The sequence below is a fragment of the Oceanirhabdus seepicola genome (assembly GCF_023684385.1).
Lineage (GTDB): Bacteria > Bacillota > Clostridia > Clostridiales > Clostridiaceae > Oceanirhabdus > Oceanirhabdus seepicola.
This window is the reverse complement of record NZ_JAGSOJ010000001.1, coordinates 367691-389289: the sequence shown is the minus strand read 5'-3', so window position 1 is coordinate 389289 and position 21599 is coordinate 367691. Positions and strand designations below refer to the sequence as shown.

Annotated in this window: 16 protein-coding genes; all 16 read left to right on the top strand. The window is 30.6% G+C overall.

Annotated elements, in window-relative coordinates:
- Window positions 1-5 precede the first annotated feature (5 nt).
- Window positions 6-2825, top strand: coding sequence for an excinuclease ABC subunit UvrA (uvrA, locus tag KDK92_RS01775; protein WP_250857318.1), 2820 nt, complete (start codon window positions 6-8; stop codon window positions 2823-2825).
- Between the two features lie 58 nt (window positions 2826-2883).
- Complete coding sequence (locus KDK92_RS01770; RefSeq protein WP_250857317.1) at window positions 2884-3318, top strand: FHA domain-containing protein; 435 nt, start codon at window positions 2884-2886, stop codon at window positions 3316-3318.
- An 11-nt stretch (window positions 3319-3329) separates the two neighbouring features.
- The gene (locus KDK92_RS01765; protein ID WP_250857316.1) at window positions 3330-4568 is read left to right on the top strand and encodes an FtsW/RodA/SpoVE family cell cycle protein; all 1239 of its coding nucleotides are present in this window, start codon (window positions 3330-3332) and stop codon (window positions 4566-4568) included.
- Window positions 4565-5980 carry a peptidoglycan D,D-transpeptidase FtsI family protein gene (locus tag KDK92_RS01760; RefSeq protein WP_250857315.1) on the top strand — a complete coding sequence of 472 codons (1416 nt, stop codon included), beginning with the start codon at window positions 4565-4567 and terminating at the stop codon, window positions 5978-5980. Before KDK92_RS01765 ends, KDK92_RS01760 begins: the two co-directional genes overlap by 4 nt.
- 221 nt (window positions 5981-6201) lie before the next feature.
- On the top strand, window positions 6202-6801 hold the full coding sequence (locus KDK92_RS01755; RefSeq protein WP_250857314.1) for a metal-dependent hydrolase: 600 nt from the start codon (window positions 6202-6204) through the stop codon (window positions 6799-6801).
- Window positions 6802-6827: 26 nt separating this feature from the next.
- Complete coding sequence (gene uvrC / locus KDK92_RS01750) at window positions 6828-8693, top strand: excinuclease ABC subunit UvrC (protein ID WP_250857313.1); 1866 nt, start codon at window positions 6828-6830, stop codon at window positions 8691-8693.
- Between the two features lie 9 nt (window positions 8694-8702).
- A complete protein-coding gene (locus tag KDK92_RS01745; protein ID WP_250857312.1) occupies window positions 8703-9764 on the top strand; it encodes a BMP family lipoprotein in 1062 nt (353 codons plus the stop codon).
- Window positions 9765-9979: 215 nt separating this feature from the next.
- Window positions 9980-11065: a BMP family lipoprotein gene (locus tag KDK92_RS01740; protein WP_250857311.1), complete on the top strand. Its 1086-nt coding sequence runs from the start codon at window positions 9980-9982 to the stop codon at window positions 11063-11065.
- A gap of 470 nt (window positions 11066-11535) precedes the next feature.
- Window positions 11536-12450, top strand: a complete 915-nt coding sequence (murB, locus tag KDK92_RS01735) for a UDP-N-acetylmuramate dehydrogenase (RefSeq protein ID WP_250857310.1) — start codon at window positions 11536-11538, stop codon at window positions 12448-12450.
- 125 nt (window positions 12451-12575) lie between these two features.
- Entirely contained in the window at window positions 12576-13661 is a 1086-nt protein-coding gene (gene hisC, locus KDK92_RS01730; protein WP_250857309.1) for a histidinol-phosphate transaminase, read from the top strand.
- A gap of 222 nt (window positions 13662-13883) precedes the next feature.
- A complete protein-coding gene (locus KDK92_RS01725; protein WP_250857308.1) occupies window positions 13884-14222 on the top strand; it encodes a hypothetical protein in 339 nt (112 codons plus the stop codon).
- A 222-nt stretch (window positions 14223-14444) separates the two neighbouring features.
- Window positions 14445-15329, top strand: a complete 885-nt coding sequence (rapZ, locus tag KDK92_RS01720; RefSeq protein ID WP_250858605.1) for an RNase adapter RapZ — start codon at window positions 14445-14447, stop codon at window positions 15327-15329.
- Window positions 15326-16291 carry a gluconeogenesis factor YvcK family protein gene (locus KDK92_RS01715; protein ID WP_250857307.1) on the top strand — a complete coding sequence of 322 codons (966 nt, stop codon included), beginning with the start codon at window positions 15326-15328 and terminating at the stop codon, window positions 16289-16291. The genes rapZ and KDK92_RS01715 overlap by 4 nt, the downstream gene beginning before the upstream one ends.
- A gap of 42 nt (window positions 16292-16333) precedes the next feature.
- Window positions 16334-17278 (top strand): DNA-binding protein WhiA, encoded by a 945-nt coding sequence (whiA, locus tag KDK92_RS01710; protein ID WP_250857306.1) that lies wholly within the window; start codon window positions 16334-16336, stop codon window positions 17276-17278.
- A gap of 252 nt (window positions 17279-17530) precedes the next feature.
- Window positions 17531-17836: a hypothetical protein gene (locus tag KDK92_RS01705; RefSeq protein WP_250857305.1), complete on the top strand. Its 306-nt coding sequence runs from the start codon at window positions 17531-17533 to the stop codon at window positions 17834-17836.
- A gap of 200 nt (window positions 17837-18036) precedes the next feature.
- Window positions 18037-21573 carry a DNA polymerase III subunit alpha gene (locus KDK92_RS01700; RefSeq protein WP_420852323.1) on the top strand — a complete coding sequence of 1179 codons (3537 nt, stop codon included), beginning with the start codon at window positions 18037-18039 and terminating at the stop codon, window positions 21571-21573.
- Window positions 21574-21599 lie beyond the last annotated feature (26 nt).

Genomic DNA, 21599 nt, shown 5'->3' with positions numbered 1-21599 from the left:
AAAAAATGAAACATAAGATTGTTGTTAAAGGAGCAAAAGTTCATAATCTAAAAAGTGTTGATTTAGAGATGCCTAGAGATAAATTCATAGTTTTCACTGGATTATCAGGTTCAGGGAAATCATCATTGGCATTTGATACAATATATGCAGAAGGACAAAGAAGGTATGTAGAATCTTTATCTTCTTATGCAAGACAATTCTTGGGGCAAATGGATAAACCTGATGTGGAATATATTGAAGGGTTATCTCCTGCAATATCTATAGATCAAAAAACAACAAGTAGAAATCCAAGATCAACAGTGGGAACTGTAACAGAGATTTATGATTACCTAAGGTTGTTATATGCAAAAATAGGAGTTCCTCATTGTCCAAAGTGTGGAAAAGTTATATCAAAGCAAAGTGTTGATACTATGGTAGATAGAGTTATGGAGTTGGAAGAAGGAAAGAAAATTCAGATTTTATCACCTATTGTAAGAGGGAGAAAAGGACAGCATATTAAAGTTCTTGAAAACATCAAAAAAAATGGTTATGTTAGGGCTAGAATAGATGGAGAAATACTTGATTTAGAAGAAGATGAAATAAAACTGGATAAGAATAAAAAACATAATATTGAAGTTGTAATAGATAGATTAAAGGTAAGAGAAGGTATAGAAAGTAGACTTAGTGAAGCTCTTGAGATGGGGTTATCTCATGCAGAAGGATTGGTAATTGTAAATATTATTGGGAAAGAGGATATTTTATTTAGTGAGAATTTCTCATGTGCTGATTGTGGTATAAGTATGGGAGAATTGGAACCAAGGATGTTTTCATTTAATGCTCCATTTGGTAAGTGTGATAAATGTGATGGATTAGGAACATTAATGGAAATTGATCCGGATTTGATAATACCTAATAAGAGCAAAAGTATAATGGGTGGTGCTATAGCTGCATTTGGTGATAGTAGTTTAAAAGAAGATTCTTGGAGATTATCAGTATTGAAAGCATTATCAGGAGTATATGGATTTTCATTAGATGAGCCTGTAGCTGATATGAGTGATGAGGCATATAATGCACTTTTATATGGTTGTGATGAACGATTAACTGTTGAGTTTACAAAGGATTTTCAAACAGGAACCTATCGACACAAGTATGAGGGAATAATTAATAATCTAAGAAGAAGATATTATGAAACTTCTTCGGATTATATAAAAAGAAGTGTAGAAGAGTTTATGAATGATAATCCATGCCCTAAATGTAAAGGAGCGAGACTTAATGACAATGTACTTGCAGTAACAGTGGGTGGAAAGAATATAAATGAGTATTGTGAAATGTCCATAGGCGATGAACTTGAATTTATTGAAAACTTAGAGTTGAATGAAAAGGATAAAATAATTGCAGATCAAATAGTTAAAGAGATAAAAAATAGATTAAATTTCTTAAAAAATGTAGGGTTACAATATTTGAACTTAACTAGAGCTGCTGGAACTCTTTCAGGTGGAGAGGCGCAAAGAATACGATTAGCAACTCAAATTGGTTCTAGTTTAGTTGGAGTGCTATACATACTAGATGAACCAAGTATTGGCCTTCATCAACGTGATAATGATAAGCTTATTATGACTTTGAAACATTTGAGAGATATTGGGAATACATTGATAGTTGTTGAACATGATGAAGATACCATAAGAGAAGCAGATTTCCTAGTTGATATTGGTCCAAGAGCCGGAGAACATGGTGGAGAAATTATTGCAGCTGGAACGGTTGAAGAAGTTAAGCAATGTAAGGAATCTATAACAGGTAAATATCTTAGGGGAGAGAAGGGAATTCTTATTCCTGAGAATAGAAGAGCTGGTAATGGAAATAAAATAATAGTTACTGGAGCAAAACAAAATAATCTTAAAAATATAAATGTTGAGTTTCCTTTAGGAATGTTTAACTGTGTTACTGGAGTTTCTGGCTCAGGTAAAAGTACATTAGTTAATGAAATATTATATAAAGGATTAGCTAAGAGAATTTCAAAGAGTAAAAAAAATCCTGGAAAGCACGATGAAATATTAGGTCATGAGAATATTGATAAGATAATTAATATTAATCAAAGTCCCATTGGTAGAACTCCAAGGTCAAATCCTGCCACATACACTGGAGTGTTTGATTTGATTAGAGAAGTGTTTGCTTCCACAACTGAAGCTAGAATGAAAGGTTATAAGCCCGGAAGATTTAGCTTTAATGTTAAAGGTGGAAGATGTGAATCATGTAAAGGTGATGGAATAATAAAAATTGAAATGCAATTTTTATCTGATGTTTATGTACCATGTGAGGTTTGTAAAGGGAAAAGATACAATAGAGAAACATTAGAAGTTAAATATAAAGGGAAAAATATTAGTGATATTTTAGATATGACAGTTGAAGAAAGTCTTAAATTCTTTGAGAATCACCCTAGAATAGTAAAAAAAATTCAAACATTATATGATGTAGGACTTGGATATATTAGATTAGGGCAACCATCAACTCAATTATCTGGAGGAGAAGCACAAAGAATTAAACTAGCCACTGAGTTATCCAAAAGAAGTACTGGAAAAACCTTGTATATTCTTGATGAGCCAACCACTGGTCTTCATATTGATGATGTTAATAGACTTATAAGTATTCTACAAAGGTTAGTTGATGGTGGAAATACAATTATAGTTATAGAACACAATCTTGATGTTATAAAGAGTTGCGATAATATTATTGATGTTGGGCCAGAAGGTGGAGACGGAGGAGGAACCATACTTTGCACTGGAACACCTGAAGAAATATCAAAGGTAAAAGACTCTTATACGGGACAATATTTGAAAAAAATGGTATAATTAAATTAAAATGGGTTAGTATAATAATACTAACCTTATTATTATATGGAGAATTATTATGTTATTGAGTAAATTGAGTTTAATTTTTAAGTTATTGATTATAGTTTTTATATATGGAATTATATATTATGCTTTGAAAGTAATGTACAAGGACATTAATAAAAATGAGAAAAAAAGTATTCAACAAGGTAATACAATAGGACTTGAAGTATTAGAGCCAGGTAATAATACAAATTTGAAATGTGGGTCATTAATACCTGTGGTCCAAAAGCTATCTATTGGACGAGATAAAAAGAATATGGTGCAACTAGAGGAAAAGTTTGTATCAGGAAGACATGCTGTTATAAAGCTTGTAGGAGACGGATATTATATAGAAGACCTTAACAGTACTAATGGTACAATTTTAAACAATGAAAAAATAGCTGAGAAAGTGTGGTTGAATTCAGGTGATCTGATTAAAGTGGGCACTTCTGTTTTTAGAGTTATTGAATAGAGGAGATAGGGATGTTAAAGAATTCATCATATGAGACAAAATTGAACTTATGTATATTTGGGTTTATTGCTACCTGTTTTTTAAATCTTACTGTTATAAAAAATCATTTTGATTTTTTGCCCATAATTATTGGAATAGTAGTATTTAGTGTGTTTTTTTTTGGTAATATGATTCTCAAGAAATTATATCCACAAGGAGATAAATTTATATTTATTTTATCAAATTCATTATCTATGATCGGTATTGTAATGCTTTATCGATTAAAAATATCAGATGCAAAGAAGCAGGTGATATGGATGATGGTTGGAATAGGGGTATTTCTTTTAACCCAATTTATTATTAAACGATTTAAATACTTATTAAAATATAAGTATTTTTTTATGATTATGACTTTAAGTTTTATGAGTATGGCAATGTTGTTTGGAACAACACGAGGAGGGGCAAATAACTGGATTGTATTTGGAAACTTTACTTTTCAACCATCAGAACTAGGGAAGGTATTCTTAGTATTATACTTAGCAAGTGCACTTAATGATTATGGTAAGATTGAAAGATTCAAATTTATTAAAGGAAGTATAGCATCATTAATTGAACCTGCTTTGATAGTAATGATATCTTTAGGATTTATGGTTTTGCAGAGAGAGCTAGGGTCAGCTTTGATAATATTTATTATTTCAGTAGTAATGTTATATCTTGGAACGGAAAAAGGAAAATATGTACTAGTTTCTTTTATGCTTTTCATAATGGGTGCTGGTTTGAGTTACAAACTTTTTTATCATGTTAGAAGAAGAGTGCTTATATGGTTGGATCCTTGGAAATATGCTTATAATGAATCTTACCAGGTTATTCAAGGGTTAATTTCAATATGTTCTGGAGGATTTTTTGGGACTGGATTAGGACTGGGTAATCCCAATGTAATTCCAGAAATAACCACAGATTATATCTTTGCAGCAATTTGTGAAGAAATGGGGATTTTGGTTGGTATAGCAATTCTTATAATCTACTTTATAATTTTTTATAGAGCAATGCGTATAGCCTTGATGTTAAATGATAAATTTTCTATGCTTGTAATATCTGGGTTAAGTGTAATGATAGCAGCACAAACATTAGTCATAATAGGTGGAATAATGGGTGTTATACCTCTTACAGGAATAACTTTGCCATTAATAAGTTATGGAGGAAGTTCAATGCTTACCGTTTATTTTTCTTTAGGTATTGTACAGAAAATCTCTGAGGAGGGGAGTTTATGAAAAGAAAAAGCATGAAGAATGTACTAATAGTTTTTTTAGTGCTTTTTATTTTAATAATAAGCTATATAGGTTTCTATTATATTTTTAATGGCAGAGACGTTGTTATGAGCGTGTACAATAATAGGCTTTGGAGTAAAAGACGTGAAGTTGTAAGAGGGAATATCCTTGATAGAGACGGTAAATATTTAACGGAGAGTGTAGTTGAAAGCGGCGTAAATAAGCTAAAATATAATGGTGGAAAAGCCTTTGCTCATGTACTTGGATATATGGACCCTGTCTATGGATTGACTGGACTACAAAATACATATGATCTTGAACTAATGGGAGAAAGAAGAGGAGGAATATTCTCTACATTTTCAAAAAAGGAAAATCTAAATAAAGGATATGATATTAAGACAACTCTTAATGAAAAGCTTCAACGTAGAGCATTCGCTCTAATGGGGAAGAACCGTGGAGCTATAATAATGATGAATCCAAAGAGTGGGGAAATATATTCAATGGTATCTGCACCCTCATATGATCCTAATTATCTTCAAGATAATTGGAAGATAATTTCTACTGATAAGAACAGTCCATTGATAAACAGAGCTGTTTCGGGAATGTATCCCCCTGCATCTACATTTAAAATCATTACAGCAGTAGCGGCACTAGAGCACATTGAAGGTGTGGAAGATTATAAGGTTGATGACACTGGGGTATTAAAATATAATGGAATTGATATTTTAACAAATTACGATAGTAAGCCTCATGGGAAAATTGATATTGAAGAAGCTTTTAAAATTTCAAGTAATGTTTATTTTGGTGATCTAGGGTTGAAGTTAGGAAATAAGAAACTAAAAAGCACTGCTGAGAGGTTTCATTTTAATAGAAACACACCCTGTGATGGGATTGTAATTGATAATAGCAGTTTTCCAGAGGTTGATTATCAAGAAATAGGTACATTAGCTCAAAGTGCTATTGGACAGAGCAGCATTCTTGCAACACCAATGGAAATGTTACTCACAGCTAATGTAATAGCTAATAAGGGAATAATGATGAGACCATTTCTAGTAGCAGAGGTTATCGAAAATAATCAAGTTGTTAAAAGTTTTGATTCAGTTAAGGTAGAAAGAATTATATCAACGAAGAATGCAAAACTAGTTAAAGAGTACATGAAAAAAACGGTGGAAGATGGGACAGGAAGAGCAGCTAATATTCTTGGATTAAATGTGTATGGTAAAACTGGAACAGCAGAGCATGAAAATACTCCAGAGCGACCTCCCCATTCGTGGTTTGTTGGATTTGCAGGCAATGAAGAACCATCTATATCTTTCGTGGTATTAATTGAAGAAGGTGGAGTAGGTGGCGGAAGAGCAGCAACTATTGCAAGAGAATTAGTCGAGTATGCTGATAAGTTGGGACTTATAGAATAATGGAGAATTGATAAGTAGAGTGGATAACCTCCATTCTACAGTATCAATTCTCCATTTGTTTTACACTAGTGCTTTCTAAAATTATGTATAATTTATTAAAATTACGAACATATGTATGAAAAAAGAATATTTAATGATATAATAAAAAATATATAAGGCATATTGAAATGTAAGTCTGAATATGTCTAACTTAGGAAAAATATATTATAGAGGGATTAGATATGAGAGGAATAACACATGCAGGTGTAGGAGCTACAGCATATATTGCTGCTAGTGGTCTTATGCAGAGAGATTTTAGTATTTTTGAATTAGTATTTGTGGTGGGGGCGAGTCTTTTACCAGATATAGATCACCCTAAAAGTAAGGCAAGTAAATATGTTTTGCCTGTTAAGAGTAAAGAAGGGAAACGAGCTTTTTTTGTATGCCTAGGAATTGCCGTATTATTGTTTGATTATTTATATGTAGGTGAAAATGCACTTAAAGCACTAGGCGCATTATTGATAATGATTGGTTTTACTTCTCACAGGAATGGTATAACTCATAGTCTTGTTGGGATGATGTTATTCATGTTTGTTGTTCATTATACAGGTACCAAATATGAATACAAGTATTTAACACAGTTATTTGCTATAGGATATGGATCACATTTGTTTACTGATAGTTTTACAAAAGCTGGATTACCATTATTTTATCCAATTACAAAAAAGAAATTTAAGGGTATAATTACATATAGAGTAGGTTCAAAGGTTGGCGATTTTATTGAAATGGTAATATTATTATTATGTGTAGTTTATATAATATACACATTGCCAACAATATAAGGCATATTCAGGAGGGTATTAGGACAATGTTTGATTTTGAATATCATTTAAAGAATCTTCCGCAGAGTCCAGGTGTTTACTTGATGAAAAGTTCTACGGGGGAGATTATTTACGTTGGAAAAGCGAAAGTATTAAAAAATAGAGTTAGACAATATTTTCAATCATCTAAAAACCATTCCGAAAAGGTAATACAGATGGTTAAAAATATTAGTGAATTTGAATATATAGTGACAGATTCAGAAGTGGAAGCACTTATACTTGAGTGTAATCTTATAAAAAAATATACACCTAGATATAATGTGTTACTCAAAGATGATAAACATTATCCTTTTATAAAGGTAACGATACAGGAAGAGTTTCCTAGAGTTTTTGTTAGTAGAAATTTTGTTAATGATGGGGCAAAATATTTTGGTCCATATCCAGATGGTAAAGCAGTATATGAGGTTATTGAACTAATAAGGAAAAACTACCCTATTAGAACTTGTAGAAGAGCTGTAACAGTTGATATGGAACAAATAAAAGAATGCCTTAATTATCATATTGGAATGTGTACAGCTCCATGTGCAAAACGGATAACTAAAAGTGAATATAATAGGATGATAGAAGATATACAAGAATTACTTAAAGGAAAAAATAAGGTTATTGTAAGAGAATTAAAAGAAGAAATGACGAGGCTTTCCGCAGAGTTGAAATTTGAAGAAGCTGCTAAATGTCGAGATAAAATTAATGCAGTTGAGACAATATGTGAGAAGCAAAAAATCATAAATGGAAGTTTCGAAAATGAGGATTTCATAAGTGTTTTCTCTGATGAAAGTGACAGTTGCGTTGAAATATTTTTTATGAGAGATGGGAAAATTGTAGGAAGAGAGAATTTTATTATAGATAATACAATTGAAAATAACAGCTCAGAAATTATAAAAGAGTTCATTAAGAGTTTTTATAGTGGGACAGCATATATTCCACAAAGAATCTTTGTTCAAGATATAAGTGAAAAAGATATTCTTGAAGAATGGCTTAAAATAAAGGGTGAGAGGAAAGTAGAAATCAAAATTCCTCAGATAGGTGAGAAAAAGAAAATCCTTGAAATGGTATACAAAAATGCAAAAGAAACACTTGAGATTTATAAGAATAAAACAAAGGTAGATAAAGAACTGAACAAGCTTTCACTAAATGAATTGGCTGATGCTTTAGAGCTGCAGGATTATCCAGAGAGAATTGAAGCATATGATATTTCAAATATTATGGGAATGGATTCTGTTGGTTGCATGGTGGTATTTCAGAATGGAAAAGCTAAGAATAGCGACTATAGAAGATTTAAGATAAAAACAGTTGAAGGCGCAGACGATTATGGTAGTATGAGAGAGATTCTAACTAGAAGATTCTCAAGAGGTTTGGATGAGATAAAGAAGATTACAGGTAAGCAAATAAAAGTTGAAGAGGGTAAATTTAGTGTATTTCCAGATTTGATTATGATGGATGGAGGAAAAGGGCAAGTTAATATTGCTAAAGAAGTATTAAATGAATTAGGAATTGATATTCCTGTATGTGGTATGGTTAAGGACGACAAGCATAGGACTAGAGGATTAATATTTGAAAATATTGAAATCTCAATAAGCAAAAGATCAAATTGTATGAAATTAGTTACTAGAATACAGGATGAAGTCCATAGGTTTGCTATTACTTATCATAAATCATTAAGGACAAAACGTAGCTTAAATTCTATTTTAGAAGAAATTCCACATATAGGAGCAAAGAGACGGAAAGAACTTCTTTTGAAATTTGGAAGTGTGGAGAATATAAAAAAAGCAACAGAAGGTGAATTGTTAGAAACTCCTTCTATAAATAAAAAAGCATGTGATGCTATAATTAAGTATTTTAAAGGAAATAAATAGGAGTGTAATATGAAAAAAGTATATATATTGTTATTAACCATTATAGTTTTTATGACTATGATATCATGTGATAGTAAAAGTGGAGAAAATAATGCTAAGAATAAGATGATTAATCATAAAATTGGAGTTTTACTAGAACAAGGTAATATGGACAATCAAAAAATAATTGATACACTGAACAAAGGCAAGGAAAATTTAAACGTTAATTATGATGCAGTAATATGCGCAGAAGATGAGGAATATGAAAAAAATATTGAAAGCTTTGCAAAAGGGAATTATTCACTTATAATTGGGACATCTCAAGAATGTAGATGGAGTATAGAAAAAATGGCAATTAAATATCCAAATATAAAATTCCTTATTATTGATAGTGTAATTGATAGTGATAATGTTCAATCGATTATTTTTAAGGAAAATGAAGGTGCATATTTATTAGGAATAATTGCTGGAATGACATCGGATACAAATGAAATAGCCTTTATTGGGGGAAAAAATATAAGCCTAATTAATCAGCTAGAAATTGGATTTGCATCAGGTGTTTATTCTGTAAATAAAGAAGCTGGGATAAAACTTATTAAAAAAGATAATGTTGAATATTTGAATAGTTTTATTGATGTAAATAAAGCATATAGGATAACTGATAATTTTATTAATAAAAGCTGTGATATCATATATACGGCAACAAGGGGAGCGAAACTTGGAGTTTATACATGTGTAAATGAAAGAAAAGAAAAAGGGAAAGATATTTTTATTATTGGAGAAAGTATAGAAAATGAAGATTTGAAAACAGACTTTAAAGGATTGAATATCGCAACACTAGAAAAGAAAATAGATAGTGTTATCTACTCAGCTATAGAAGAACTATCAAAAAATGAATTTTCTACAGGAAAGATTTATCAAATAGGCATAATAGATGAGGGTATTGATATTAAAAATAGCAAGAATGTAATCATTAAAGATGAAATAGTGAATATAATCAATGAGAAAAAAAAGAATATAATAAATGGAAATATTACAGTGCCTGATAATTATGAAGAATTGTTAAAGCAAATAACAGAGGATAGAGAATAATGAAGCGAAAATAAAGAACAGAGAAGAAAGAATAAAGAACAAATTAGGAATATTTGCTCTGCAAATTTTTAAATATATAAATAATAAGGGGTTTTTACTTAGGTAAAAAGCTCTTATTATTTGTTCTTTTTTCTTTGTTTTTATATATCATAAATATTTTAAATGTTTATGCAGATAATATTATTATAATAAAAATATTCAAGGAGGAGAACAGTATGAAATTAAAGAAAATATTTGCAATTTTAATTTCTGTAATGTTATTAATTTCTCTAGTTTCTTGTAAAACTGAAGGAAATAAGGAAGGTAATAAAAATGAAGGAGATAAGGCTAAACAATATTACGTAGGGTTAGTTACTGATGAAGGTGGTATAAATGATAAATCATTTAACCAGAGTGCAAATGAAGGTGCATTACGTGCAAAAGATGAATTTGGAATTCAATATAAAGCAATTGAATCATCAAGCAAAGAGGATTATGAAGAAAACTTGGAAACTCTTGTAGATGATGGTGCTGATTTGGTATTTGGAGTAGGATTTCAAATGGCTGAGTCATTGAAAAATGTTGCTCAAAAATATCCTGATAATAAATTTGTAATTATTGATTCATCTGTTGATTTGCCTAATGTTCAATCAGTTTCGTTTAAAGAGCATGAAGGATCATTTTTAGTTGGTGTTATAGCTGGTAAGATGAGTAAAGCTAATAAAATTGGATTTATAGGAGGAAAAGACTTTGAATTAATTAATAGATTTGAAGTTGGATTTGCAGCAGGAGTAATGAGTGTCAATCCTGAAGCAGGTAAACTGTTAATGAATAGAAAAACAGTTAAGTATGCAGATAGCTTTAGTGATGTTAATAAGGGATATGAATTAGGTAAAGCTCTCATTGACGAGGGATGCGATGTTCTATACCACGCAGCGGGTGGTGTAGGAATTGGAATGTTTACAATAGTAGATGAAACAGTTAAAGGTGGAAAAGAAGCATATGCTATAGGTGTTGATATGGACCAAAGTGAAACATTACCAAAATATAAAGATGTAATAATATCAAGTATGATAAAAAGAGTTGATACAGGAACATATACAGCTATAAAGGATTTAGCTGGTGAGAAATTTGAAGGTGGAAAAATTGTAGAACTAGGTTTAGCTGAAGATGGAGTTGGTATTGCAGATACAACAAAAGATAAAGTAGATAGCGAAATTATGACTTTAGTTGAAAAATATCGTGGAATGATAGTTGATGGTAATATTAAAGTACCGTCTTCATTGGATGAATTGAAAACTTTCGAAGCTCCTGAAGTCTAAAAGATTTTAAAGTAATTGATTAAATCCGACCGAAAACTCGTAACTTCAGTCATGAGTTCGGTCGGCAAATATAATATACATATGTTAAGCAATTATTGGGTATACTATAAACAATCAATAGGGTTTTGAATCGAGCCTTATACTATCGTCAATTAATTCAATGGGATTATTGGTAGTGAAAGTCTTACTGTATTTAAGTGAGATCCTATATGTTGTAAATATTATGAGGGTTGTTTAAACATGTTTTAATTATTAAAACATATTTAAACAATTACGAATGTATTGAGAGTATGGGCGAAGCTTAATGAAGTAAGAACCACGTGACTTCAGTCGTGTGAGATTCAGAAAAACGTAAAATATTTAAGCTTTATGCTTAAATATTTTACGTTTTTATTTTTTTATACTTGCTAAAGAAATTGAATATCCATTATACTATATATGTGATAAAAAAAGTAAAAATGAGGTGTGTTGTGGATAATACTTTAAAATTTAAAGAAAAACTAGAAGAATATCTCGAGGATTGTGAATTAATTATAAATGAACCATTGAAGAATCATACTACTTTTAAAGTAGGAGGAACAGCAGATTTATTTGCTATTCCAAATAATTATGAAGATATTATACGTATGATAGATTTTTGCAAGAAAAATAAGATGAAATATTATGTTCTTGGGAATGGTTCAAATGTGCTTGTAAGAGATGCTGGGTATAGAGGACTAATAATTAAGACATCACATTTGAATGAAATAAAAGTACAAGGGAAATATGTGATTGCGCAATGTGGAGCAGAATTGAAAGATGTTGCAAAAATTTGTACAAAACATTCTTTGACAGGGTTTGAATTTGCATGTGGTATACCAGGCAGTATTGGTGGAGCAATTGCTATGAATGCTGGGGCTTATGATGGAGAAATGAAGGATATAGTTGAAGAGTGTGTTGTTATTGACGATGAGCTAAAGATAAAAACATTGTCTAGAGAACAACTTGAATTATCATATAGAAATAGTGCCATACAAAAGTATGGGTATATTGCTTTAGAAGTGAAAATAAAGTTAGATAATGGTGATAACAAAAATATTAAGGAAAAGGTTGAGGATTTAACAAATAGAAGAGAAGAAAAACAACCTTTGGATGTTCAATCAGCAGGAAGTACATTTAAACGTGCTCCAGGGCATTACACAGGTAAATTAATTCAAGATTCAGGGTTAAAAGGTTATTCGATTGGTGGAGCACAAATATCTAATAAACATGCAGGGTTTGTTATTAACAAGGGTGATGCTACTGCAAATGATATTCTAAACCTTATTGGTCATATTCAAAAAGTGGTGAAGGAAAATTATGATGTGGAGCTAGAACCAGAAGTAAGGATAATTGGGGAGGAATAGTACAAATATTGTTTATAAGGTAAATGATTTATAATAATTATTTGCCTTAAAATATAATTAAAATTATCAGAAAAAAGACAATATAAATAAAAGTCTAAAAATGACTATTTAATGGAGGGGTAAGTATGGCTTTAAAAATTAGGAAGGAAATTTTAAATCTTGGAGTGTACAAGGCTGGTAAACCTATAAGTGAGGTAAAGAGAGAATTAGGGTTAGATGATGTCATAAAGTTAGCGTCTAACGAGAATCCATTTGGGTGTTCACAGAAAGCTAAAGATGCTTTAAGAGGAATAGTTGATGAAAGTTACATGTATCCAGATGCGGGAAATTTTCAGTTAAAGAGCAATATTGCTGAAGAGTTAAATGTTAGACATGAACAAGTGTTTTGTAGTACTGGTTCCGATGCGCTTATCAAAGTTATTTGTAATACATTTATCGAAGAAGGCGATGAATCTATAATGGCTGAGATAACTTTCCCAAGATATGAAGCTTCTGTAAAACTTATGGGGGGTAAATGTATTAAGGTTCCTATGAAGAATAATGGGCTTGATATTGAAGAGATGGTGAACTGCATTAACGAAAAAACAAAGATAATTTGGTTCTGTAATCCTAATAATCCTACAGGAACAACTTTTAATAAGAGTGAATTTAATAAGGTATTGAGTAAAATACCAGATCACGTACTTATAGTTATGGATGAAGCTTATATAGAGTATGTTACTAGTGAAAATTTCCCTGATTCACTTGATTATATTTCTGATTATCCAAATATGATAACATTAAGAACTTTTTCAAAAGCATATGGACTTGCATCATTAAGAGTAGGTTATGGTATTGCTAGTGAAGAATTAGTTGGATATTTTAATAGAGTAATCGGACCATTTGATGTTAATTTATATGCTCAGACGGCTGCAGCATTGGCTATAAAAGACAATGAGTTCTTGCAAATGGTTTATGATAAAAACAAAGAAGGAAAGGAATATTTGTACAATGAATTTGACAGCATGGGATTAGAATATGCTGTTAGTGATGCAAATTTCGTATTTGTAAATGTTGAAACTGATACTGTTCAGTTGTTTGATAATCTTTTAAAAAGAGGAGTAATAATAAGACCTGGACATCTTCTAGGTACTCCAGAATGGATAAGAGTTTCCATTGGAACAATGGAGCAGAATAAGAGATTTATAAAAGAACTTAAAGACATACTTTAGAACAAATGTAAAATTGAAAATGTAGAATGGATAATGAAGGAAGGTTCTGACTTAGGTCAGAACCTTTGATTATATTGTTCTTTAGTACAAGAGGGTGTTACTCATTTTATCTTGGATAAAATATTGTAGTTTGCTTACAGGGTTCCTCTAAGGGGGCGAGTAAAGTTAAATTTATTTATGAAAGAATGTTAAAGCATTTTCATAAAAAGGAGAATAATTATTGTGAATGAAAAGCAAAAAGAGACCGCTAAGAAAATATTAAATTTATTTACTGAGTTAGCTAATGTTTTAAGGAAAGAAGATACAAATGAAATTGATTATGTAATGAGGAAAATTATATATATAATAAAAAGCTTAGATAAAAGTATTAATTTAAAAGAGTATAATTTTAATGAAGTTATTAGTGAAATTGGGAAAATATATAAGGGGCTTTTTCCTACTCATGGTGGTTTAACAGACTTTTATATATGGAGAGAAGATTTTGAAGAGAGGAAAAAAGCAAATGAGATTTTGGATAAAATTAAAGAAGAAATATGGAAACAATTAAATTTAATTAGATAAAAAACTATTGATACCATTATTTTGTGGATACAGTTTTTCACTGTCAAGTAATCGCTTATTGTTTTATAAATAATAAAATGCAGTTTATGCTCATAGAGCAGAAACATCCATCATTATTCATTATCCATTATCAATTATCCATTTCTTTTAATGCTTTTCTATCAATTCTCAATGTAGTTTAAATATGATAATTATGATATAATTTTTGTTGAGGTGAGTATGATGAAATTTGTTGTAGTAACAGGACTTTCAGGAGCAGGTAAATCACAGGCTATGAGATGTTTTGAAGATTTAGGATATTTTTGTGTTGATAATTTACCACCAACATTAATGTGTAAATTCGCAGATGCTTGTTACAAATCACAAGGTAAGATAAATAAGATTGCTTTGGTGATAGATATAAGAGGCGGAGATTTCTTTCATAAGACCTTCGAGAGTCTTTCAGAATTAAAGAAACAAGGGTATAGATATGATATTCTGTACTTAGAAGCTGATGATAAGACGCTTATTAAAAGGTATAAGGAAACACGAAGAAAACATCCTCTTTCACCTAATGGAAGAGTAGTAGATGGAATAACTGAAGAACGAGAACACCTTAAAGAACTTAGAGAGAATGCAAATTATATTATAAATACATCTAAATTGTCAATTTGGCAATTAAGAGATAAGATTTCAGAGTTATTTGGTGAAGAAGGTCAAGTGGAAAGGGAAATATCCGTTACGGCACTTTCTTTTGGATTTAAATATGGAATACCAGTAGACTCAGACCTTGTATTCGATGTTAGATTTTTACCAAATCCATACTATATCGAAGAGCTTAAAGGATATTCAGGAGAAGAGAAACTTGTTAAGGATTATGTCTTTTCTTTTGATGAGACCAATGATTTCGTTGATAAGCTAACGGATATGTTAGACTTCCTAATCCCCAAATATAAAAAAGAAGGTAAGAGGCAGCTGATTATATCTATAGGATGCACAGGTGGAAGACATAGATCAGTCGCAATATCTAATAAAGTTTACGAAATTTTAAATCATAAAGGATATAAAGTCAATGTACAACATAGAGATATAGTTGAGGATGTTAATAGAGGAGTATCCAAACTATGATAGAAGTATCAAAAAAAGATAAGAAAGTTACTGTAATAGGTGGTGGAACAGGATTATCTACACTACTTAGAGGACTTAAGAGATATACAGAGGATATTACAGCAATAGTAACTGTTGGAGATGATGGGGGCGGTTCTGGGATACTTAGAAAAGATCTAGGAATTCTGCCGCCTGGAGATATAAGAAATTGTATATTAGCTTTAGCAGATACAGAACCATTAATGGAAAAGCTTTTGCAATTTAGATTTAATGAAGGAAATCTAAAAGGACAGAACTTTGGAAATCTTTTTTTGGCTGCTATGACTGGGATATCTAATAATAACTTTATGGAAGCAATAAAAAGGATGAGTGATGTACTGGCTGTTAAGGGAATGGTATTACCGGTTACCTTAGATAATATGACATTATCTGCTGAGCTTGAAAATGGTGAGATAATTAAAGGAGAATCGAAAATACCTAAAAAAGTGATAGAGCATAAAAGTAGAATTAAAAGGATGAACATTGAACCTAGGGGAGCAAGAGCTCCTATAGAAGCAATTGAAGCTATTGAAAATTCAGATATTATTGTAATTGGACCAGGTAGTTTATATACAAGTATTATACCAAATCTTTTGGTGCAAGATATAAAGGAGGCTCTTCTTAGAGCAAATGGAAGAAAAGTATATATATCAAACATAATGACTCAGCAAGGTGAAACGGATAATTATAAAGTATCTGATCATGTAAGAGCCATTATTAAACATTCTTCACCTAAAATAATTGATGAAATAATTGCTAATATAGGAGAAATAAATAACTTTTATATTGAAAAATATGAAATGGAAAATTCTGAAAAGGTTGAACTGGATATAGAAAATCTTAGTGGATATAATGTTATTAAAGAGAACATTGTGAGTTTTTCTAAGAAATATGCTAGACACGACTCAGATAAACTTGCAGAAATAATTTTTAATGCAGTATAGAAAAACAGAGAAATATTAGTATAAAGTATAGGGAGAAGTAAGATGTCATTTTCAGCTAAAGTTAAAAGAGAAGTATGTAGAAAAGGAGTAAATAGCAAAACTGAGGCTATTGCGCTTCTTTCAGGTATTATGAAAGTTAATGGTACAATAAGTTTTAGTGGAGCTAAAGGAATGGCTTTTAAGTCAACTACAGAGAATCCTGCAATAGCAAGATTAATATTTAAAATTCTAAAAGAATATTTTAATATACACACAAGATTGCTAGTAAAGAGAAGTAATTCACTTAAAAAGAATAATATTTATTTGGTTATGATAACTGAAGAGATGGGCGTTAAAGATTTTCTAAAAGAAATAGGGATATTGAGTAGAAGTGAACAGATAACTTTAGATTATGGGATTCCTGAAGAAATAATAATAGATGACAACGCTAAGAGAATATTTCTTAGAGGGGGATTATTAGGAGGAGGAAGTATTAGTAATCCTGAAAAAGCTTATCATTTAGAGTTTGTTACTCATAATGAAGATTATGCTCAAGAATTGATGAATTTAATAAACTCTTATGGTTTAAACTCAAAAGTTATTAAGAGAAAAAGTAGTCATGTTGTTTATTTGAAAGAAGGAGAGCAAATAATAGACGTATTGAATATTGTTGGTGCACATTCTAATTTATTATTTTTTGAAAATGTTAGAATCGTAAAAAGTATGAGAAATAATGTTAATAGATTAGTTAATTGTGAAACGGCTAATTTAAGTAAGACAGTTAATGCAGCTGTAAGACAAATTGAAAGTATAAAACTTATTCAGAGAGAAATAGGTTTGCAAAGATTACCTAAGAATCTTAGAGAAGTTGCTGAATTGAGAATTCAATATCCTGATATTTCTTTAAAAGAATTAGGTGAACTTATTGATCCACCCGTTGGTAAATCAGGAGTTAATCATAGGCTAAGAAAAATCGAAAAAATTGCTGGAGAAATAAAATGTAAGTAAAGGCAAACTAATTATAAAAAATGAAGAGAAAAACATAGAAAACATAGTTGAGAGTAGTAAGTGGTGAACCACTCTCTATTCTCAACTTCTTTTAAAAGATTCGCCACTTCTTTTTAGAGTACGCACAGCGTGCGTTTTTATGTTGAAAATTAACTTGTAATCATTATAAGAATTTTATTGAATATTATAATTCAGAGTGATATTATATTCATATTATGATTTTATGTTTAGAATTTTTTTTGGGGGTAAAATATGGCAGGAAATTTTGTAGCATCAGAAAAATGGATTAAGACAAGAGAAAAAGGAAAATGTAGTTATATCTTTTTCAAAACAATAATAGTTGATTATATTATTGGATTACCTTTTTTTATTTTAGTAGCACCTTTATTAAGAAGTAATTTTTCTATGATTTATTTAAAAGAGTATTTAAAATCTGGTAATATTATGAGAGATATAGTCGTGTATTCTTTAGCTATATTTGCCATAAGAATTGCTTTTAGATTTTTTACTTGGAATTATTATGAATGTAAATACAGACTTTGGAAAGAAAAAGAGTAATGGTGAAATAAAATTTATGCATAGTGAACAAGAAAAATTGTGTATTTTGACGAAAAAGTTAAAGAGTACTTTTCTTTTAAAGAAGAAAAGTATTTTTTTGATTAAAAAAAATTATAAATGTAGTATAATAGACTAATGTATGAAATCGCTATTGCAAATATATGAGAAATGCTATTCTGTGTAGAAGGGAGTAGGCTATCATTAACAGTGTAAGGGAATTTAAGAGAGAAGAATTAGGAAAATTTGCACATCTACATGTACATACTGGGTACAGTCTTTTAGATGGTTCAGGAAAGATAAAAGATATCATATCAAGAGCAAAAGAATTGGGTATGGGTAGCATAGCAATCACAGATCACGGGAATATGTTTGGATGCGTTGAATTTTATAAAGAAGCATTGAAACAAGGGGTGAAACCGATTATAGGGTGTGAAGTGTATGTAGTACCTAAATCAATGCATATCAAGAGAAGTGACTCCGATAATGAAACGCATCACCTTGTATTATTGGTAAAAAATGAAATTGGATATAAAAATCTAATGAAGATAGTAACAACTGCGTCAGTAGAAGGGTTTTATTATAAGCCAAGGATAGATAGAAATTTTTTAAAAGAACATAGTGAAGGGCTAATTGCAGCCAGTGCTTGTTTAGGTGGAGAAATCCCAAAACAAATTATGTATGGAAATCTTGAAAAGGCAAGGAGTATTGCAAAAGATTACAAATCGGTTTTTGAAGAAGATTATTACATTGAATTACAGAATCATGGAATGAAAGAAGAACTTGAAGTAAACGATGAATTGATTAAGATTGCTGAAGAGTTAGATATTCCTTTAATATGTACAAATGATGTTCATTACATAAAAAGAGAAGATTCAGTAGCCCATGACACTCTTTTATGTATCCAAACTGGAAAAACAGTAGATGATGAGAATAGAATGAGATTCCCAAGTGATGAGTTCTATTTAAAATCACCTGATGAGATGAAAAATCTATTTAGTGATATACCGGAAGCATTAGAAAATACAGTGAAGATAGCGGAAAAATGTAATTTTGATTATGAGTTTCATGTTTCGAAACTTCCTAAGTATCCAATACCAGAAGGAGAAACAGCTGATGGATATTTAAAAAAACTATGCTATGAAGGATTAAAAGAAAGATATACACAGATAAATACAGATTTAACTGAGAGATTAGAATACGAACTTGGGATAATCAATCAAATGGGATATGATGATTATTTCCTTATTGTATGGGATTTTATTAAATATGCAAATGATACTGGGATAATGACAGGTCCGGGTAGAGGAAGTGCCGCAGGTTCTTTAGTGGCTTACACTCTTGGGATAACTAAAATTGATCCTATAAAATATAATTTGATTTTTGAAAGGTTCTTGAATCCTGAAAGAATATCTATGCCAGATATTGATTCAGACTTTTGTTATGAGAGAAGACAAGAAGTTATTGATTATGTTGTGGATAAATATGGAGAAAAGAATGTATCTCAGATTGTTACATTTGGAACAATGGCAGCTAGAGCATGTATTAGAGATGTAGGAAGAGCTTTAAACTATTCATATAATGAAGTGGACAGAATTGCAAAAATGATACCAAGTGTTCTGAATATAACAATAGATAAAGCTTTAGAGATGAATCAGGAACTTAAAGAACTTTACAAAGCAGACAATAGAGTAAAAGAACTTATAGATATTTCAAAAACTCTTGAAGGGTTGCCTAGGCACACATCTACTCATGCAGCAGGGGTTGTAATTGCTTCACAAGAGTTAGTTAATTATGTGCCATTATTAAAAACAGATGAATCAATTGTTGCACAGTTTGATATGAATACCTTAGAAGAGTTAGGTTTGTTAAAAATGGACTTTTTGGGGTTGAGAAATCTTACTGTTATTAGGGATGCGGTTGATATTATTCATGATAATTACAATGTTAAAATAGACATTGATAATATAGATTATAATGATAAAAATGTGTATAAGATGCTGGGAGAAGGTAAGACTGCTGGTGTATTCCAACTTGAATCTAGTGGAATGACAAGTTTTATGAAGGATCTTAAACCAGATTCATTAGAGGATATTATAGCAGGAATAAGTCTTTATAGACCAGGACCAATGGCGTCTATTCCTAAATATTTAAAATATAAGAAGAATACAGACTTGATAGAATATGATACACCAGAGTTAGAAAGTGTATTGGATGTAACATATGGATGTATGGTATATCAAGAGCAAGTTATGCAAATAGTAAGGGATCTTGCAGGTTATTCAATGGGAAGAAGTGACCTTGTTAGAAGAGCAATGTCTAAAAAGAAGCATAAGGTTATGGAAGAAGAGAGAAAGAATTTCGTTTATGGTGCTAAAGATGAAAATGGAGAAGTGACTGTAGCAGGATGTATTGCTAATGGTATCTCAAAAGAGGCCGCTAATAGTATATATGATGCCATGATGGACTTTGCATCATATGCATTCAACAAATCTCATGCTGCAGCATATGCTATTGTTGCATACCAAACAGCTTACTTGATGTGTTACTATCCTACTGAATTTATTGCAGCTATGCTTAATTCTGTAATGGGAAGTTCAGAAAAAGTTGCATTTTATATTAGATTTGCTGAAAAGAGAGGTATTCAACTACTTGCACCTGATATTAATGAAAGTGAATATAAATTTACACCAAAAGATAAAAGAATCAGGTTTGGATTAGGTGCATTAAAGAATGTTGGTGAAAATGCCATCATGGATATTGTCCATAGTAGAAAAGATAAAGGTAATTTTAAGGATTTTATGGATTTTTGTAATAAGGTAAAATTTAGCCACCTTAATAAACGCGCAGTTGAGAGTTTAATTAAAGGAGGCGCATTTGACACATTAGAATGTAAGAGATCACAGCTTATGGCTGTTTATGAACGAGTGATTGATGGTATACAAAATGATAAAAAGAGAAATATTGAAGGACAAATTAGTCTTTTTGAAATAAGTAGTGCAAAAATGCAAACTGAAGCTTTTAATTCATTGAAATTACCTAATATTCAAGAATTTAGGAAAAAACATTTGTTAGCTATGGAGAAAGAAGTAACAGGATTATATATAAGTGGTCATCCTCTTGAAGAATATGAGAGTGCTATCAATAACATGACCTCAAAAACAATTTCGGATATTGTCTCGGAGAATGAGATTATGGATGAAGATACAAATGAAATAATGATTAGATATGACGTAAATGAAAACGAAAGAGTAATATTAGGTGGTATTATATCTGAGGTTTCAAAAAAAGTAACTAAAAGAAATGATCTTATGGCGTTTATAAAAATTCAAGATGTCTATGAGGAGATTGAGGGAATTGTATTTCCTAAAACTCTCAGACAATATGAAGAAAAAATATATGAAGATAGTATTGTGATTATAAAAGGACGCATTAATATCAGAGAGGATGAAAGACCTAAGGTAATATGTGAAGATATTAGAGTCATTGAAAAATCTTCAGATGAAAATATATATATTCAAGTTTTTAACAAAGCAGATATGAAACACGCTTTGAATAATATTGAACATTCACTGGATAGTTACAAGGGAGATACACCAGTTAAAATTTATGTAAAAGGCGATAAAGCTTATTTAACTGACAATAAATATTGGGTTGATGGGAGCGTAGATTCACTTTCTAAATTACGGGAGATTTTTGGGAGTGAAAATGTTAAAGTTGTATCAAATCATGCTTCTTAATATTCAATTTATAGGAATGTTTAGTA

Coding starts and splice junctions, on each gene's coding strand:
- uvrA (WP_250857318.1), top strand. CDS start 6: ATGAAACATAAGATTGTTGTTAAAGGAGCAAAAGTTCATAATCTAAAA.
- KDK92_RS01770 (WP_250857317.1), top strand. CDS start 2,884: ATGTTATTGAGTAAATTGAGTTTAATTTTTAAGTTATTGATTATAGTT.
- KDK92_RS01765 (WP_250857316.1), top strand. CDS start 3,330: ATGTTAAAGAATTCATCATATGAGACAAAATTGAACTTATGTATATTT.
- KDK92_RS01760 (WP_250857315.1), top strand. CDS start 4,565: ATGAAAAGAAAAAGCATGAAGAATGTACTAATAGTTTTTTTAGTGCTT.
- KDK92_RS01755 (WP_250857314.1), top strand. CDS start 6,202: ATGAGAGGAATAACACATGCAGGTGTAGGAGCTACAGCATATATTGCT.
- uvrC (WP_250857313.1), top strand. CDS start 6,828: ATGTTTGATTTTGAATATCATTTAAAGAATCTTCCGCAGAGTCCAGGT.
- KDK92_RS01745 (WP_250857312.1), top strand. CDS start 8,703: ATGAAAAAAGTATATATATTGTTATTAACCATTATAGTTTTTATGACT.
- KDK92_RS01740 (WP_250857311.1), top strand. CDS start 9,980: ATGAAATTAAAGAAAATATTTGCAATTTTAATTTCTGTAATGTTATTA.
- hisC (WP_250857309.1), top strand. CDS start 12,576: ATGGCTTTAAAAATTAGGAAGGAAATTTTAAATCTTGGAGTGTACAAG.
- rapZ (WP_250858605.1), top strand. CDS start 14,445: ATGAAATTTGTTGTAGTAACAGGACTTTCAGGAGCAGGTAAATCACAG.
- KDK92_RS01715 (WP_250857307.1), top strand. CDS start 15,326: ATGATAGAAGTATCAAAAAAAGATAAGAAAGTTACTGTAATAGGTGGT.
- whiA (WP_250857306.1), top strand. CDS start 16,334: ATGTCATTTTCAGCTAAAGTTAAAAGAGAAGTATGTAGAAAAGGAGTA.
- KDK92_RS01705 (WP_250857305.1), top strand. CDS start 17,531: ATGGCAGGAAATTTTGTAGCATCAGAAAAATGGATTAAGACAAGAGAA.